Origin of the sequence: Acaryochloris sp. IP29b_bin.148, assembly GCF_028285565.1 — a bacterium.
Lineage (GTDB): Bacteria > Cyanobacteriota > Cyanobacteriia > Thermosynechococcales > Thermosynechococcaceae > Acaryochloris.
In genome coordinates this window covers 1-17,994 of the sequence record NZ_JANQOY010000048.1, presented here as the reverse complement: position 1 = coordinate 17,994, position 17,994 = coordinate 1, and the positions used below count along the sequence as shown (strand labels likewise).

The following is a 17,994-nucleotide window of genomic DNA, read 5'->3' as shown; positions in this document are numbered from 1 at the left end:
TCTGCATCGACCTTAACTCATGTTAACCAATGTAAATCGCCGTTGAAGTAAATTAGGCAACATCGCTACGCTAATCCCCTAATTTCACAGTTCGGTCTCAGATACCGTTACAGTAGAATCAAGAAGATTTATTAAGAATTACTAGAGCACCTATGGCTGACCAGCTTATTCGAGCTACAGCTGCCAACGATGGCATCCGAGCAGTGGGTGTCATAACCACCCGATTAACGGAAGATGCAAGACAGCGTCATTCTCTGTCTTACGTTGCTACTGCTGCCTTAGGGCGCACCATGTCTGCAGGGTTGTTGCTGGCCTCTAACATGAAGCAAGCTGACGCCAGAGTGAATGTTCGAATTCGTGGGGACGGTCCGCTACAGGGCATTTTGGTTGATGCTGGGGTAGACGGTACAGTCCGAGGATATGTGACCAATCCAGCCGTCGAATTGCCCCCCAATGCCAGAGGCAAGCTGGATGTCGGACGGGCCGTGGGCAAAGGCTATCTCTATGTCATTCGTGATATGGGATATGGCTATCCCTATTCCAGTACCGTCGAATTAGTCTCAGGCGAAATTGGAGAAGATGTCACCCATTATTTGGTCACCTCAGAGCAAACACCATCTGCTCTTGCGCTCGGGGTCTTCGTGGGGGCTCAAGGCGTCACCGCAGCCGGTGGACTCTTAATCCAAGTTCTGCCTAAAGCAGCCCAAGATCAAGCCCTGGTGGACTTGCTAGAATCTCGCCTGGCCCATCTACAGGGTTTTACCCCTTTACTCCAGGCGGGTAAAACCCTGCCCGATATCTTTACCGATCTTTTAGGAGATCTGGGACTTAAGATTTTTCCCCAGTTTCAGATGGTTCAGTTTCAGTGCCGCTGCTCTATTGATCGAGTATTAGGGGCATTGAAAATGCTGGGCCAAGATGAATTGTGGGACATGATTGAAAAAGATGATGGGGCCGAGGCCACTTGCGATTTCTGTGGTGAAGTCTATCAAGTGACGCGTCATCAGCTCGAACAACTGATTGATGACCTCAAAACAGAAGCAGGCGCTTAACTTAAAAACTCTGCCACACGCCACCAGGAATACTATCGCTTCTTGCATTGCAAATACGGATTCACGGGAATACTAGAGTCAGTATTTTGTGAGCACCGATGTTCGCCAACGATGACCTTCAGTCTTCTGCCGCTCTTTGTCAGTTAAGACACGCTGCAGCCCAAGGTTGCCCAGAGGCAATGGCGCAGCTCCTAAACCACGCCTTAGCCCATAAACAGATTGACGCTGAGGTTTGGGTAGATGAGCTGGACCTCCATGTTTATCTGCAAGCCAGTATCTCTCCAGATGAAAAGAGTGCAGTGATGCTCTGTAGTCGGGAAGTGGAACAATGGTCCCTGTCCGGAATCGAAACGCTCTGGATTTCTGGACAAGAAGTTCAAGCTCAAGAAGCGTCTTGGTGCTGGCAGTTAAGTCTAACGGGGGCAGATGAACATATGCCAACGGTGCAGCAGGCGGCGCGGGGAACCCTGTGGCAACGCCCCGTGGTCAGTCAGGTCGTCTTTGGACAAACAGAGGCGCTAGATTCCCTATCTTGGGTCCCTCAAACCATTGATCGAGCAGGGTGGAATGCGATCGCAGCCGGTTGCGGTCTCGCCTTTTTAGTCTTAGCCTCACAGCAGGTCACCTTTCTCCTCAGTCCCCTGATTACGCTGGTGCATGAGTTAGGGCATACCCTCACCAATTGGATCTTTGGGTATCCTGCTATTCCCGCCTTTGACTTTATGCATGGGGGAGGGGTAACAGTTCAGACTTCACGTATGCCGTTTTTGATCGGTCTGATTTATGGTGGATTCGGGTGCCTATTTTATATTTACTGGAACAACTATTTGACGGCTCGGGTGTTGTTGGGCGTGGTGATGGCCTATACTTTGTGTGCCTTTACGGGCATCCATGAGTTTCTAGTGGTGTCGATGGGGCATGGCTTTGAACTGCTGTTTGTAGGAATTTTCCTGGTCAGAGCGATCAGTGGCTACGGCTGTCGCTATGCCATTGAACGTCCACTATATGCAATGCTGGCCGCCTATATGACGATTTACGATCTTCAGTTCAGTTGGCGGTTAATGTTTGACTCTGCTGCCCGCGCCCTTTATGAGCAGGGTAAAGGGGGAGTGATTGACCATGATTTAGTGCGTATTGCCCGTGATGTCTTCCAAGTGGATTTAACCGCAACGGCCAGTATCATGCTGTTGGCGACGATGCTGACGCCACTTATGGCCTGGGGAATGTACCGATATTGGCCGTGGATTGTCTATGGCATCAACCGCTTATTTCGGATCAAAGTCGCCCGTTCTTAAGCACCTCGTATCAATTTGGCCTCTGGGAAAGGAGACTAAGATATAAAATATCGAGTCCCTTGTGAACCATGTCCCATTGGTATCAGCCCGACCTGGCCTATATTCACGATGTGGGGTTTGGAGATTATGCCCACCAGGCTGCTCCAGCCCTATTGGCACAACTTCAGTCCCATCATCTTTCTTCTGGATTAGTGGTCGATCTAGGTTGCGGAAGCGGGATTTGGGCAGAGTATCTCTGTCAAGCAGACTATCAAGTGTTCGGCGTTGATCTATCAGAGGCCATGATTGAGCTGGCCCGTACCCGAATTCCCCAAGCTGAATTTCGCGTGGACTCTATATTCACAACTCCGATTCCAGCCTGTCAAGCGGTGACGGCGATTGGAGAAGTCCTGAATTATTTGTTTGATAGCGATCGCAACACGTCTCGCTTAGTCCCTGTCTTTCAGCGCATCTTCGCCGCCTTGACTTCAGGGGGACTCTTTATATTTGATATTGTGGAACCGGGACAAGTGCCCCCAGAAACAATCAGTCAAAGCTTTAGGGAAGGGGAAGATTGGGTTGTCTTAGTGGAAAAATATGAGGATCTGTCATCTATGACACTGACCCGTCGGATCATAACGTTTCGCCAGGATGGGTCATTCTACCGAAAAGTCGAGGAAGTTCACAAGCAGCAGCTTTATGATTCTGCAGAGATAGCGACACAATTGCAACAAATCGGATTTCAAGTCCAAGTTTTAGATCACTACGGCCCGTTCCAACTCCCCATCGCTCGCAAGGCAGTCATTGCCTGTAAACGCTAACCCAGCAAACGAAGGTCGCCAAAGATGATGCCGTCATTCCTTGCAGCCTACAACTGACTTGTGTGCGCCGAATGGAGATAAGGTCTCATACTCCCCAACACACAAGCTTCTGATAACAACTGGGAGTTGAACGATTAGCACATTAATGAAATGGCCTCCAACGGTTAGATAATATTGAGAGAATGCCACTTGTAATATTAAGTCCAAAATGTTTTACTAACTTTCCTTCTAGGAATAAGAATTTTGGACTCACAATTCATATATTTGTAAAGATGACATGCTCTCCTCCAAGCTCATTTGATAGAATTTTTTAGCCAGAAATAAAAAACATCTACTACCTATACATTAACAAATGATGTTCTCAATTTAATTCTGAAATCTAATTTCAGAATTGCAGGATAAGTACAAAAGTTTAGGCTAAAACTACATTCGATCAGTACATTTTAACTTCATTTGCAAACATACTCAGTGAACTATTCTGCCACTTCTATGAGACGATTTTAGTAGATAAATTGATGTGAAACTAAATCACTAAAACTACTAGTTTCTCGCTCCCTATAGCTGGAGCTTATAATCATCAACAACACAATATCAAAAATTTGCAGAAAGTCACATATGGCCTTAGATAATAATGAATAATAATAGTCGATTAATTGATGTCATGATTGCAGGTGCTCAAAAGTCAGGCACCACTTCCCTCGCGAAATATCTGGCTCAGCACCCACAGATTACAACGCACAAACAAATGGAAATGACATTTTTTGTGAATAGTGAAGAATATCAACGTGGCTATAAACATGCTGTGGATCAATACTTCCCAGCTGACTCTGTAAATACAGAATTCATTATGGGTAAAAGTGTAGGGATCATGTATTTTAAGCATGCTATGCAGCGACTGTATGAACATAATCCTAACTGCAAAATCATTGTAATCCTCCGCAATCCGGTTTCTAGAGCTTATTCAGCTTATTGGTATATGCGACGTGTAGGTTATGAAACAGTGGATTCTTTTGCAAAAGCCCTGGAACTTGAGTCTTATCGTAAAACGCAAAATGACTTGAAAAGCGCCCATTGCCTTTATCGTGATAGAGGACTATATCATCATCAGATTAAGAATCTTCATGAGGTCTTTGGTTCAGAAAATGTTTATACCCTATTGCTCGAAGATCTGACCGCTACAAGTGAGTCTATTTTTCCTGATTTGCTATCTTTTATCGGAGTCGACAACTCGTTAAAAATTGAAGTTAAAAGTAAAAATAACCAAGCAAAAAAAGCTAAGTCAGAGTTCTTGTCTAAAACGCTGAAGTCAGATGGGATAGGTAAGTCTTTCCTGAAAAAAATAGTTCCAGTAACTTATCTTCGTTCCGTTAGGAACTACATTCAGAAGATGAATGAAGAGTCGTTTGAAATCCCAGAAATGCAACCGGCCGTCAAATCTGAATTGGTTGATTTTTTTCGACCTCATAATCAGGAGCTTGAAAAGCTTATCAACAGAGATCTGAGTCACTGGAGCAACAGCCAATAAGCCCAGGGGCTGTGTGAGAAGTTGTTAATATTCTTCAGCTAGCAGTCGAATCATCGCCACAGACACAAGAGCTTCAGCCGCTCTGATCAACAGAGTATAATCGTTACGGCTTGAGTTCGACGGAAGTATATGGAATGAGACAAGGTTGATTGAAAAGCTCAACGCTAACATTGTGAAATTTGGGCTTCCATCTGGTGATCAAGGGGATAAGAGCACCAATCACTCCAACTTCCGGCATAGAGTTTGCCACTAGTAACGCCTGCTATGTCTAGCGCTAACAGGTTTACGCAAGCAGTTACCCCTGAACCACAATAGACAATCACTTCGTCAACATTCTCTAAGTCAGCATAGTGAGCTTGCAACTTAGAGATAGGCAGTAAATAACCTTGCTCATCTGTCACGGCTTGCCAGGGATAATTGACGGCTCCTGGAATATGGCCTGCGACAGGATCAATGGGTTCATGATTGCCGAGATAACGCTTATAGGCACGGGAGTCTACCACCGTCACGTTGGGTTGATCTTTGTGGGCTTTGACCGTCTGAATATCTACGACTTGACTAGGATTAGGGCTTGCTTGAAATTTTCCTGATCGGACTTCAGGAATATCAGTGATGACAGAATAGTGGGCCTGATAGGCTGCCCATCCTCCGTCCAAAACGGCCACTTTCTTATGACCGAGATAGCGCAGTAACCACCAGAGTCGTGAAGCAAAGGCTTGCCGACTATCGTCATAGGCCACCACCCAGGTCTCTGAAGTAATGCCCATCTGGGAGAGCTTCGCTGCAAATTGAGACGAATTGGGCAAAGGATGGCGTCCCCCATGAGTTTGCACAGGGGACGATAAATCCTGATTCAAATCTAGATAATAGGCACCGGGAATATGACCTGCTTGGTATTGCTCTCGCCCTTGCTGAGGGGTGCTGAGAGCAAATCGACAGTCCACAATCACTACCTGCGCATCATGAAGATGCTCATGCAGCCATTGCGGTGAGACCACATTCCCGACATGTGCCATTGGTCCAGACCCAATTCCTTAGAGGTTTGCTGTAATTCGCCGCATGGCTTCTTCAACATTGGCTCGGCTATTAAAGGCTGAGATTCGGAAGTAACCTTCACCCGCTGCGCCAAAGCCGGATCCAGGGGTACCGACCACGTTGGTTTTGTTTAACAACTGATCGAAAAAGTCCCAGCTAGAGATACCATTGGGCGTTTGCACCCAGACATAGGGCGCATTGACGCCGCCAAACACTTGTAGTCCAGCAGCTGTTAATTTCTCGCGAATAATTTTGGCATTTTCCAAATAGAAGCTGATTAGACCTTGGGTTTGGGCCTGACCCGCTTCGGAATAGACGGCTTCAGCACCGCGCTGAACGATATAGGACACCCCATTAAACTTGGTGGATTGGCGACGGTTCCACAGCTTCCAGAGTTCGACATCGGAGCCATCTGCTGCTTTAGCCGTTAAGGTTTTGGGCACAACCGTCAGGGCACAGCGAGTTCCGGTAAATCCGGCGTTTTTAGAGAAGGAACGAAACTCAATCGCACAGTCTCTGGCTCCCTCAATCTCATAAATGGAGTGGGGAATCTCAGGATCGGTAATAAAGGCTTCATAGGCGGCATCAAACAGAATGATGGAGCCGTGGGATTTGGCATAGTTCACCCAATCTTGCAGATGACTCTTGCTGGCCACTGCCCCGGTGGGGTTATTGGGGAAACAGAGATAGATCAAATCCACCTTCTGGCTAGGGATTTGAGCGGTGAAGTTATTGCCTGCATTAATCGGTAAATAGGTGAGTCCTTCATATTCGCCCTGGGCATTGCAGGGACCCGTATGTCCAGCCATAACGTTGGTATCGACATAAACGGGATACACCGGATCGGTGACGGCAATGGTGTTGTTATCGCCAAAAATATCGAGAATATTGCCGCAGTCACACTTGGAACCGTCAGAAATAAAAATCTCTCCAGCATCCACGTCACAACCCCGTGACTGGAAATCATGGGCTGCAATTTTTTCTCGTAACCAGCCATAGCCTTGCTCAGGACCATAGCCTTTGAAGGACTCTCGATTGCCCATATCTTCAACGGCGGTGACCATGGCACTGCGGCAGGCTTCGGGTAGGGGTTCTGTCACGTCCCCAATACCAAGCTTGATAATCGGTGCATCGGGATTGGCCTCAGCAAATGCGCTGACTCGGCGACCAATCTCGGGAAATAAATAACCTGCTTTGAGCTTTAAATAATTGTCGTTAATCGTTGCCATGTTGTCTTAGCGATGAACACTCTCAACCAGCTTACTGCGAAGGTTACCGTTCTACTGATGAGATTTTGCTCAATCGGCAATTCTAAACGTGGGTTTACAGTCGACCGATCAGAGGCAAAGCCAATGACGCGACACATAACCACAATCCAATATGAAGACAGTGGTTAAAGAATTTTTCAGGCATTTTTCTAGCCCTCTAGAGAATTTCTTTCGTTCATGTTCTCTTGTTTATGAGGCTTCTTTCACCGTAAAAATACTGAACTTTATTTAATAGCAGATTTTTTTAATAAACTGATGGAGTGAGTGGCCGATCTAGCGCAGTTTTTATTATGTTTATGATCACAGTATCAACGAGATAGCAACTCAGTTTAAGACAGGCAACGAACCGATCGAATTTCTTGGGTATCTGTGACGTAACAGGTGCCACCAAATTTATTTAGAAGGGGGCGGATATTGTCCACAACGGATTGCAAAATATCAGGGGTACAGAAAGCCAGGATATAGACGTTGTCCAGCATAATGTGGTCGAGGTCTTCCGTGTTGCCGCGTAAGCCTTTACCCTCGACGTTATGAATGACAGCATGACCATGAACCCCAGATTTATCCAAAGCATCGAGAATTTTACCGAGTTCAAAGGAATTGGCAATGATTTCTATTTTTTTAACAGGTCGCATGCTTTTAACTCCATAAAAACTCAATTCCAGCAAGGTACAGGGGAATTCCGACAATAATATTGAACGGGAATGTCACTGCTAAGGCTGTTGAGACATAGAGGCTCGGATTCGCTTCAGGAACAGTCATCCGCATGGCGGCTGGAACTGCAATATAAGAAGCACTGGCACAAAGGACGGAAAACAAGAGCGCATTGCCAACGGACATGCCAATAAATTTGGCAATCACTAACCCAATTCCGGCATTCACAATTGGTATCAGTATGGCAAACCCTACTAGAAACACCCCAGTTTTTTGCAAGTCTTTAATTCTTCGAGCAGCCACTAACCCCATGTCGAGGAGGAAAAAGGTGAGAACACCATAGAACAGACCTTGAGTAAAGGGTTCTAGGACTTCCCAGCCATGTTCGCCCGTTAAGACACCGATCAGTAAACTACCGACGAGTAGAAAGACTGAACTGTTGAGGAAGGCCTCTTTTAAGACCTCTGACCATTCAACGTCTTGGTCTCGTTCAGCGGCAAACAGATTGACGAGAATCAGTCCCACGATAATGGCTGGGGATTCCATTAAGGCCAGGGCAGCGACCATAAAGCCGTCAAAAGCAATATCTAGCTCTGTTAAGAAGGCACTGGCGGTAATAAAGGTAACGGCGCTAATGGAGCCATAGGTGGCTGCGATCGCAGCCGCATCATAATTGCCCAGCTTGATTTTGAGAATAAAGAAGGTGTACAGCGGCACCATGCAGGCCATAAATATGGCAGCCGCTAACGTTAACATTACGTCTTGGGTAATCCCACTTTTAACGAGTTCCACCCCGCCTTTAAAGCCAATCGCAAATAATAGATACAACGAAAAGAGCTTCGGAATTGGAGCTGGTATTTCTAAGTCAGACTGAACGAAAACAGCCGTCATCCCTAAGAAGAAAAACAGCACAGGTGGATTGAGAATATTGGAGATGATGAGGCTAACGTCCACAGAGATCCCTCCCGATGCAGCAGCAAAAACACAAAAACTATCTGGAGATTATTTATTGATCAAACCCTTGTTTATCGCGGACAGTTACCGGATGTCAATGTATTCAGAGATGATTCAATTTATAGCTAAAGATGTATCTATTCATACAGAAAATTAGGCTGACTAGGATACTAGTCAACGCTTCAACACTCTAAACAGGCAAACCTAGATTCAATCATAAAATCTCGCGTTTTAAGGATATATCAAAAATAGTTAAAATAGATGAATCAGCATTTAACAAAGTTGTTATATTGCGTTAGCTCTCTAAATTATCCGTGAATCAGGAAGCTGTATTCATTTGACGACCTTGATCTTAATAATTATTGATTTTAGGGATGAGACTGATGCCTGGGGATCAATAACTGATATCTGGGGATCGAAGGGGCTATCCATTCTCCTCCATCCGAAAAGAAAAAATAATGCGTAAAGCCCATCTAAATAATTGATTTTATTGATATTAAGAGGCTCACTTATATCACTATTTTTTTGAATATCAAGGATTGATTAAGCAGCGAATACTGCTAGTAAAATAAAATTCTCAAAGGCAATATCTATTGCTCTAATTATTAATTCTTTGTTAAAGATCTTGTCGCCACCTAAACGCTTGCCAAGGTGTTTGTATTGAAGGACCAAATAAATTCAGAATATTGCCTAAATTCAAATATTTACTTGCTAATAATCACCCCTATCGCGATGAGCTTGGCAAGTATTACATTACGACATTGTTTGAGATGCATCGTTGATGACAGCAACATGAGCTGATCTTAACCTAACGACAATCTGCTCTTAAACTCTCTTTTAGCTTATTTTTACGTCTCTCTGGGACTCTGGCTGAAGTGCTTCTACCGCAGTGGAGGTGCTTCTCACTGGCCTGATTCTTCGTTGGGGGAAAGCGTTGACGCACAACGAAGAATCAAGTTTCTTCATTTATGACGTTGTTTGTTGTGAACCGTGCAGTGGATCCTTTGCTGCGCTTAGGTTTTATGTTTTGGCCTGAGATCCTCAGGTTCGTTTTGTTGTTGGTTTAGGAATGCTCATGGCTACTTCTCTCGCTGCTGCTGATGGTCCTTTACGCAAAATTAGTGGTCTCACCCTAGAGAATGGGGCAGAAATTAATGCTTTTGATGTGGCATCACAACGGTTATTTGTGGTGTCTGGTGAAACAGAATTACAAGGGGTTGATCTGAGCAACCCGGATACGCCGATTGCACTGGAACCGATTGATTTATCCCCCTTTGGGGGCGGGGCTAACAGCGTCGCTATTCACGAGAGTTTGATTGCCGTTGCGATCGCAGCCGATCCACCCACGAATGCAGGTCACGTTGTCTTTCTCAATGCAGAGGGGGATATCCTCGCCAATGTCCGCGTGGGGTCTCTTCCCGATCAATTAACTTTTACCCCCGATGGCATGAAGGTCCTGGTGGCCAATGAGGGAGAACCGGAGGACGGTATTAACCCAGCGGGTTCAATTAGCATCATTGATTTAGCCGGTGGTATTGAGACCTTAGCCCCAGATAACGTCACGACGGTCGGTTTTGAAGCCTTTAATGGCCGAGAGGCCGAACTTCGCGCCAAAGGCGTCCGGATTTTTCCAGACCAGCGCGTGGCTCAAGATGTGGAACCTAAGTATATCTCTGTGTCTCCCGATGGCACCACCGCCTTTGTGACTCTACAAGAAAATAATGCGGTGGCCGTGGTGGATCTGGCCTCCGAAACCGTGCAGGATATTCTACCGCTGGGTGTAAAGGATTTCAGCCAGGGGCCAGCCGAACTGACGCAGCTCAATGTCGAACGACCGCTGCTGGGTGTGACCGCTGCTGGCGATCAGATTCAGCTGGGCGGACTATCCGGTCTATGGTTTGGCGGCACCGATGCGGATTCAGGTAACCTGATTTTCTACACCATTCCCGATCGCGGTCCCAATCCTGACACACTCAATGTTGATGCGGATGGCATTAATGAGCGGCCCTTTGCTTTACCGGACTACCAAGCTCGGATTGTCAAGCTAGAGGTCACTCCTGATCGCAGCCAGGTGGCGATTACTAAAGATATCTTTCTGCGACAGGGAGATGGCATTACACCGATCACAGGTCGTTCGAATCTGGACAATGAGGACATTGATGAGCAACCGGTAGATTTATCGGGTAACCCTCTACCGTTAGATCCCTTTGGCGGTGATTTTGAGGGAATTTTGACCGATGCCGATGGCAACTTCTGGATGGTGGATGAGTATCGTCCGGCCATTTATCAGTTCTCCCCTACGGGAGTCCTCCTCAATCGCTACGTGCCTGAAGGGACTGCGGCTCAAGTCGATCAGGCGGAGGGAACCTTTGGCAAGGAAACGCTACCGCATGATTATATTAATCGCCGTCGCAATCGAGGGTTTGAAGCCGTCGCCTTAGATGCAGAGGCGGGTATTCTCTACGCCTTTATTCAGACCCCCTTAGCGAATCCTGATCGCGATACCTCTGACAACTCCGATGTGATTCGAATTCTGGGTATCGATACCACCACAGGGCAGCCTGTGTCTGAATATGTGTATCTGCTAGAGGATCCGGCTGTCCGAGATGGTGGTCGCGTGGACAAGATTGGCGATGCCGTTTACGCCGGGGACGGTAAATTTTTCGTGATTGAGCGAGACTCTGCGGTCGGTGACACCGCTAAGAAGTTTGTGTTTGAGATCAATCTTCAGGGGGCAACCAATGTCTTGGGACTAGATGTCTTTGGCGATCAGACCCTAGAACAGCAAACTGCTGATGATTTAGCAGCTTTTGGGATTCAAACCGTCCATAAACGGAAGGTCACTAATCTGCCTTCGTTGGGCTATCTTGCAGGCGATAAACCCGAAGGCTTGGCCCTCTTGCCAGACGGTTCCTTAGCCGTTCTCAATGATAATGACTTTGGTCTGACCGAAGGAGACATCCCTTTAGATGGCAGTGCTCTGCTCAACCCCGATCCCACACCGACCACACTTGGCTTTATTGATTTTGGAGAGGGGAACAGGCTGGATCCGAGCGATGAAGACGGCGGCATTAATCTCCAGAACCATCCGGTTTTTGGGCTGTATCAGCCCGATGCGATCGCATCCTACGAAGTCAATGGCCAAACCTACTACATCACCGCCAATGAAGGGGATGCCCGCGATGAAGATGCGCGCATTAGTGAATTAGCGCTAGACCCGGATGCCTTCCCGGATGCGGAGACATTGCAGCAAGACGAGAACTTAGGTCGTTTGCAGGTGTCCACCATTGACGGTGACCTAGATGGTGACGGAGATTATGACCAGCTTTTTTCCTATGGCGGTCGCTCCTTTTCCATTTGGGATGCGGTGGGCAATCAGGTGTTCGATAGTGGCGATCAAATTGCCCGGATTACCGCAGCGCAAACTCCTGAATTATTCAATGCCGATGATGGCGATCCAGAAGCGTTTGACTCCCGCTCTGATAATAAAGGCGCAGAACCCGAAGCCGTTACGGTTGGCGTTGTCGGATCCCGGACCTATGCCTTTATTGGCCTAGAACGAGCGGGGGGCGGCGTTCTGGTCTATGACGTGAGTACGCCCACCCAACCTGAATTTCTGCAATATATCCGCAGTGATGAAGATATTGCACCAGAGGGGTTAACCTTTATCTCTGCTGAAGACAGTCCCAACGGTCGCAATTTGCTAGTCGTTACCAACGAAGAAAGCAGCACAGTCGGAGTGTTCGAATTTACGCCTCCCTTAAAGATTTACGATATTCAGGGAGAAGGGCATCTGTCTCCGTTTACAGGGCAGATGGTCAGCACCACCGGTATTGTGACTGCGATCGCCTTTAACGGCTTTTACCTTCAAGACAGTGAAGGGGACGGTAACGATAATACCTCCGACGGCATCTTTGTGTTTACGGGCGAGGCACCCGAATTCGGCATTGGCGATGAACTAGCGTTAACAGGCGAGGTTTCAGAGTTTATTCCAGGAGGGGCTGACACGGGGAATCTATCCGTGACCCAACTGAGTAATATTTCTGATACCACGGTTTTGTCCAGCGGTAATGCCCTACCTGAAGCAGTCGTGATTGGCGAGGCGGGACGCTTACCCTCTAATACGACGGTGATTAGTGAGGATGAGCTACCTGTCAACTTGCAAGAACAGCCAGGTGAGTTTGACCCTGAGAATGATGCGATTGATTTCTACGAAAGTTTAGAAGGTCAACGGGTCACGATTGAAGATGCCGTGGCGGTCTCTCCCACTCGGGTCTTCAGTACCAACTCTGCTGAAGCGTTTACCTTGCCTAACCAAGGGGCGACGTCTGATGATCCGCTGAATGCACGGGGCGGCATTAACCTGGATTCCGGGCTGGAGAACACGGGCGATCAAAATCCTGAAATTGTGCAAATCCAGTTTGACCCCACCCTTTCTGGCCAAGATATCCCCCCAGCCTTAAATGTGGGCGATCAGTTGGGGGATGTAACGGGAGTCGTGGGCTACAGCTTTGGCAACTTTGAAGTCAATGTCACCGATCCGATTACGGTGGCTCCTGGTGGCTTGGAGCAAGAGGCGACCGAGCTCATCGGTACAGATAGTCAGCTCACGGTGGCTAGCTATAACGTCCTTAATCTAGACCCGTCCGATGGTGATGCGACGCCAGGAAATAACGATCAGTTTGATCGGCTAGCACAGCAGATTGTCAATCACTTACAGGCACCGGATATTATTGCTCTGCAGGAGATTCAAGATAACTCCGGGAGCATTGATGATGGCACGCTAGATGCGGATCAGACGCTGCAGACTGTGGTGGATGTGATCGCAGCAGCGGGTGGCCCCACCTACGAGTTCCGCACGGTCAATACACACGTTGATGGGGCTTTTGGCGGGCAACCTGGCGGTAATATCCGCAATGCATTTCTGTTTAATCCCGATCGGGTCAGCATTGACGACACCACTTTGACGTTGCTTTCTCCAGACGTATTGGCAGAGGCCGGGGTGAGCAATCCCGATGCCTTTGATGGGAGCCGTAGCCCACTACTGGCCAATTTTGAATTCAACGGTCAAACCGTTGCTGTGGTCAATAACCACTTCTCCTCTCGATTTGGCTCTACGCCCGTTTTTGGTGGCCCTCAGCCTTTTGTGCAGGCAGGTGAGGACGCCAGAGCAGCACAGGCTTTAGCTATAAATGAGTTTGTTGATTCCCAACTGGCAGACAATCCCGATGCCAATATTATCGTTGCAGGTGATCTGAATACCTTCCAATTTACGGATGAGATTGCCGAAATTTTGCCCGGAACTGGGGACGAGCAGGTTCTGACCAATCTGGTTCCCCAAGCGGAGGCAGAGGGGGATGCCTACACCTTTATCTTCAATGGCAACAGTCAGGTGCTGGACCATCTGTTCGTCACCGACTCACTGTTGGAGGGCGCTGAGTTTGATATTGTTCACGTCAATACCGACTTTACCCGTGACGATAGCGCGGTCGAGTTTGATAACACCGTGGTCGCCAGCGATCATGAGCCAATTGTGGGACGGTTTAACATTGCAGGCGAAGGGACCGACAGCCCCTTTACCCTGGAAATCCTTCACACTGCCGACCAAGAAGCTGGCATTCCGGCCCTAGACGATATCCCCAACTTCTCGGCGGTGCTCAACGCCCTTAAAGCCCAGGATCTCGGCGACGATGGTGAACCCGATAACACTGTAGTGCTGTCGTCAGGAGATGCTATCATTCCGGGACTTTTTTTCAGCGCCTCTGAAGACGTCTTGGGTGGAGCGGGTCGAGCCGATATTTTGATTCAAAATGAGCTGGGTTTCCAGGCGATCGGCCTGGGTAACCATGAGTTTGATCTGGGGACCGAGCTGTTGGCGGATCTGATTGGTGGGGCGGAAGATGACCCAACCACACCAGACGTTGATGAGTCTTTTGCTGGGACGGCATTCCCCTATCTGAGCGCCAATCTAGACTTCAGCACTGATGCCAATCTAGCGGGATTAGTGGTTGAAGATGCCCAAGCGCCTCAAGCCAACAGCTTAGCGGCTAGCACAGTCATAGAAGTTAATGGTGAGCAGATCGGGGTTGTGGGTGCAACCACCCCCACCCTCACCAGTATTTCGAGTCCTGGTGATGTCACCGTGCTGCCGGGCGACTTTGAGGGAGACCCGACCCCAGAACAACTAGATGCTCTGGCAGCCGAAATTCAAGCTGATGTCGATGCCTTGCTAGCGGCTAACCCTGAGATTGATAAGGTGGTGCTGTTATCCCATATGCAGCAGATTTCCATTGAGCAGGCCCTAGCCACTCGCCTTCAGAACGTCGATATTGTGATGGCGGGTGGCTCAAATACACGGCTCATCGATGAAAATGATCGCCTTCGGGATGGTGATACGGCTCAAGGGGAGTATCCTCTGTTCACAACCGATGCCAATGGTCATCCAGTGGCGATTATCAATACCGATGGCAACTACAAGTATGTCGGTCGCTTGGTGATTGAATTCGACGAACAGGGTCACGTTATCCCTGCAAGCTATGATCCTGAGGTCAGCGGTGCCTACGCAACGGACGACCAGGGCGTGGCTGACCTTAATGCCGAGGGCTTAGTAGATCCCGAGATTCAAGGGATTGTGGATCAGTTACGTGAGGTGATTGTCGCCAAGGAAAGCAATGTCTTCGGCCTCAGTGAGGTCTATTTAGACGGTCGCCGTGAACGTGTGCGCACGGAAGAGACGAACCTTGGAAACCTCACCGCAGATGCAAACTTGGCACTTGCCAAGTCCTTCGATAGCTCCGTGGTTATTTCACTCAAAAACGGGGGAGGCATCCGCGATGATATTGGCCAAGTGATTGTTCCCCCAGGTGGAACGGGTGACCCGGAAGAATTACCGACTGAAGCGGTCTTTGATGCCGATGGCAATCTTGTCAAACCCGCAGGGGGAATTTCGGAGACGGATATTGCCAACACCTTAAGCTTCAATAACAGCCTAACGCTGTTGACGTTGACCCCAGCAGAGCTGCTGGCGGTGATTGAGCATAGTGTTGCAGCCACAGGCCCTGGTGAGACCCCCGGCCAGTTCCCGCAGGTTTCTGGCATTCAGTTTAGTTTTGCCCCCAATGCGCCAGCGGGCGATCGCATCCAGTCTCTGGCCATTACAGATGAAGAGGGCAACGATGTGGACGTTGTGGTTCAAGCAGGTGAACTCGTCGGTGATGCCAGCCGCACCTTCCGCATCGTCACCCTCAACTTCCTTGCAGAGGGAGGAGATGAGTATCCCTTTCCCACCGGACCAGATGCCAATCGAGTGGATCTACCCGACGTTCTGAGTGAGGAGGGGGAAGCAACCTTTGCAGATCCTGGAACCGAGCAGGATGCCTTGGCAGAGTACTTGGCAATCAACTTCCCTGCCGATACGGATGCCGCAACACCCACCTTTAGTACAGTTGAAACGGCCCCAGTAGAGGACACTCGCATTCAAAACCTAACTGTCCGAGACGATACTGTTATCGACGATCAGCCCCCTGTTCTCGAGGAAATTTTAGGTACGAACGGTCGCGATAGTCTGCTTGGAACTGAGAATGACGATCAAATTAGAGGTCTTAAAGGCCCAGATATCATTTGGGGCAAAGGCGGTAATGATCTGATTGCTGGTAATCAAGGCCCAGACCAACTATTTGGAGGGGCAGGGAACGATACGATCAATGGCGGCAAAGGGAATGATGACGTTTTCGGTGGCACTGGCAACGATTTTATCGCTGGCAATCGGGGCTCAGATCAACTGTTTGGGGGAGCTGGTAATGACACTATCAAAGGAGGCCGGGGCAGGGATGATCTCTTTGGTGGCGCAGGGAATGACCTGCTTTCCGGTCGCCTAGGCCGCGATCAACTCTTTGGCGGGGCAGGCGATGACACCCTCGACGGGGGAGATGGCAGAGATATACTCATCGGTGGCAGGGGTGCAGACTGTTTTATCGTGGGCCTTGATCAAGGACCGGATACCGTCCTTGATTTCAATGTTGATGCAGATACCTTGGGCCTGTCTGCAGGATTAACCTTGGGACAACTGCGTGCAACCACCGAAAATGGTGATACTCGCCTTTCCTTAACGGGCTCCGAGCAAACTCTGATGATTTTGCAAGGTGTCATGGCTGATCTAACCGATCTGAATATTCAAGCTGATTTCTCTGTCTAAACGGTAGGCTAGCGAGGCCGTTCCTTTACCTTGCAGAAGGGAAGGAACGGCTTTAAGGTAGGTATGGAAATTATTGTGTTGAATATAGACGCATGCTTCGATTGTCGACTATTTTTCTCTCGTTTTGAGGAATTTCCGGTTTTCCTAATTCGCCTATGTTTCTGTTACGAGGACGGCCAAAACTATGAGTTTATCCATTCAGGAAATTAGTATTGTCATCGCCGCTAAAAACCTAAGTCCTGCTATCCTCAACCCCGATTTTTTGAAATATAGCGATATTGTGCCGCCGGATTGGCAGTACGATCAGCAGCCTGTTTTCACCAACAACAATGTTCAAATTACCTACAACAACGGGATTCGAGTGAGCGCTCAGCCCAATCGCGTGGCGTTTTCTCAGATTCTCGCCACGCAGGACCCACCTCCATTTCAGATCGATACCATGCTCACCAAGTTTGTAGAGAAACTACCCAATGCTGAGTATCAAGCGGTGGGGATTAATCCCAGAGGTCTGGTGCCTTTCTTAGAGAATGAGCGCGGTGCCCATGACTTTCTATTTCAGAAGCTATTTGCCCCTGGGTCGTGGCAAGATTTTGGCCAAGCTCCAGCTCAGGCAGCGATTCAGCTGAGTTATGTTCTGGAGCAAGGGCAGCTCAACTTGGCCATTAACGAAGCCCAGCTAAAGGCAAAAGAGGAGAAAATACTTCCTGCCATCGTGTTTTCGGGTAATTTCAACTATCCTGTCCGGGGTGATGCCGGTCTTCAGCGGGTGCAGGGGGTAAAGGAGCGAATCCAGCTTTGGCAGTCTACCCTGAAAACCTTTCAGCAGCTGATTAATGAGCATTTTTTGGGAGCTACCCAGGTCTCTGATACAACCACTGAGATTCCAGTAGCCCCTCCTGATCTTGAAAATGAGATGGTTATCTAAAATCCATCACGCTGATAGAGAAGCATAGGTTGAGTGGGGCCATACGACCTGTTGGGCTGACGGCTTTTTTAGGCAAGAGTAGAGATCGGCGTTTGGCATTTAGGAATCGCCAGACGCCAAACAAACCAATCCATAACGTTATTCGAACGGTTAGAGTTCAGCGGCAGCTACAGCCGTCTGCTGCAATGATTTATTAGGTATGTTGCCGACAAAACTATGAATCTCAGTTTCGTAAAACTGAACCATATCCTCTTCAGGCATAACCAGGATATCAAAGTAGTAGAAGCTTGAC

Annotated in this window: 10 protein-coding genes; 6 read left to right on the top strand and 4 right to left on the bottom strand. The window is 48.3% G+C overall.

Annotation, left to right across the window (positions count from 1 at the left end):
* Window positions 1-152: 152 nt before the first annotated feature.
* From hslO to Q0986_RS05280, 4 genes are all read left to right on the top strand, one after another.
* On the top strand, window positions 153-1,052 hold the full coding sequence (hslO, locus tag Q0986_RS05295) for an Hsp33 family molecular chaperone HslO (protein WP_299405307.1): 900 nt from the start codon (window positions 153-155) through the stop codon (window positions 1,050-1,052).
* A gap of 98 nt (window positions 1,053-1,150) precedes the next feature.
* On the top strand, window positions 1,151-2,347 hold the full coding sequence (locus Q0986_RS05290; protein WP_299405304.1) for a hypothetical protein: 1,197 nt from the start codon (window positions 1,151-1,153) through the stop codon (window positions 2,345-2,347).
* Window positions 2,348-2,415: 68 nt separating this feature from the next.
* Window positions 2,416-3,147 carry a class I SAM-dependent methyltransferase gene (locus tag Q0986_RS05285; protein WP_299405299.1) on the top strand — a complete coding sequence of 244 codons (732 nt, stop codon included), beginning with the start codon at window positions 2,416-2,418 and terminating at the stop codon, window positions 3,145-3,147.
* Between the two features lie 631 nt (window positions 3,148-3,778).
* Entirely contained in the window at window positions 3,779-4,672 is an 894-nt protein-coding gene (locus Q0986_RS05280; protein ID WP_299405294.1) for a sulfotransferase, read from the top strand.
* Between the two features lie 164 nt (window positions 4,673-4,836).
* On the opposite strand, the gene Q0986_RS05275 is transcribed toward Q0986_RS05280, so the two are convergent.
* The 4 genes from Q0986_RS05275 to Q0986_RS05260 all read right to left on the bottom strand — a co-directional run bounded on the left by Q0986_RS05275 (window position 4,837) and on the right by Q0986_RS05260 (window position 8,583).
* Complete coding sequence (locus tag Q0986_RS05275; protein ID WP_299405290.1) at window positions 4,837-5,688, bottom strand: sulfurtransferase; 852 nt, start codon at window positions 5,686-5,688, stop codon at window positions 4,837-4,839.
* An 18-nt stretch (window positions 5,689-5,706) separates the two neighbouring features.
* A complete protein-coding gene (locus tag Q0986_RS05270; RefSeq protein WP_299405287.1) occupies window positions 5,707-6,936 on the bottom strand; it encodes an LL-diaminopimelate aminotransferase in 1,230 nt (409 codons plus the stop codon).
* A gap of 368 nt (window positions 6,937-7,304) precedes the next feature.
* Window positions 7,305-7,610 carry a P-II family nitrogen regulator gene (locus Q0986_RS05265; RefSeq protein ID WP_299405284.1) on the bottom strand — a complete coding sequence of 102 codons (306 nt, stop codon included), beginning with the start codon at window positions 7,608-7,610 and terminating at the stop codon, window positions 7,305-7,307.
* Window positions 7,611-7,614: 4 nt separating this feature from the next.
* On the bottom strand, window positions 7,615-8,583 hold the full coding sequence (locus tag Q0986_RS05260; RefSeq protein ID WP_299405280.1) for a sodium-dependent bicarbonate transport family permease: 969 nt from the start codon (window positions 8,581-8,583) through the stop codon (window positions 7,615-7,617).
* 1,075 nt (window positions 8,584-9,658) lie between these two features.
* On the opposite strand from Q0986_RS05260, the gene Q0986_RS05255 reads away from it, so the two are divergent.
* Window positions 9,659-16,777 (top strand): choice-of-anchor I family protein, encoded by a 7,119-nt coding sequence (locus Q0986_RS05255; RefSeq protein ID WP_299405277.1) that lies wholly within the window; start codon window positions 9,659-9,661, stop codon window positions 16,775-16,777.
* A gap of 184 nt (window positions 16,778-16,961) precedes the next feature.
* Window positions 16,962-17,702, top strand: a complete 741-nt coding sequence (locus Q0986_RS05250; RefSeq protein WP_299405274.1) for a hypothetical protein — start codon at window positions 16,962-16,964, stop codon at window positions 17,700-17,702.
* The last annotated feature ends 292 nt before the right edge of the window (window positions 17,703-17,994 follow it).

What these genes read in the sequence shown, in the direction of transcription:
- Q0986_RS05280 (WP_299405294.1), top strand. Translation starts at nt 3,779, where the DNA reads ATGAATAATAATAGTCGATTAATTGATGTCATGATTGCAGGTGCTCAA.
- Q0986_RS05285 (WP_299405299.1), top strand. Translation starts at nt 2,416, where the DNA reads ATGTCCCATTGGTATCAGCCCGACCTGGCCTATATTCACGATGTGGGG.
- Q0986_RS05255 (WP_299405277.1), top strand. Translation starts at nt 9,659, where the DNA reads ATGGCTACTTCTCTCGCTGCTGCTGATGGTCCTTTACGCAAAATTAGT.
- Q0986_RS05265 (WP_299405284.1), bottom strand. Translation starts at nt 7,610, where the DNA reads ATGCGACCTGTTAAAAAAATAGAAATCATTGCCAATTCCTTTGAACTC.
- Q0986_RS05270 (WP_299405287.1), bottom strand. Translation starts at nt 6,936, where the DNA reads ATGGCAACGATTAACGACAATTATTTAAAGCTCAAAGCAGGTTATTTA.
- Q0986_RS05290 (WP_299405304.1), top strand. Translation starts at nt 1,151, where the DNA reads ATGTTCGCCAACGATGACCTTCAGTCTTCTGCCGCTCTTTGTCAGTTA.
- Q0986_RS05250 (WP_299405274.1), top strand. Translation starts at nt 16,962, where the DNA reads ATGAGTTTATCCATTCAGGAAATTAGTATTGTCATCGCCGCTAAAAAC.
- Q0986_RS05275 (WP_299405290.1), bottom strand. Translation starts at nt 5,688, where the DNA reads ATGGCACATGTCGGGAATGTGGTCTCACCGCAATGGCTGCATGAGCAT.
- hslO (WP_299405307.1), top strand. Translation starts at nt 153, where the DNA reads ATGGCTGACCAGCTTATTCGAGCTACAGCTGCCAACGATGGCATCCGA.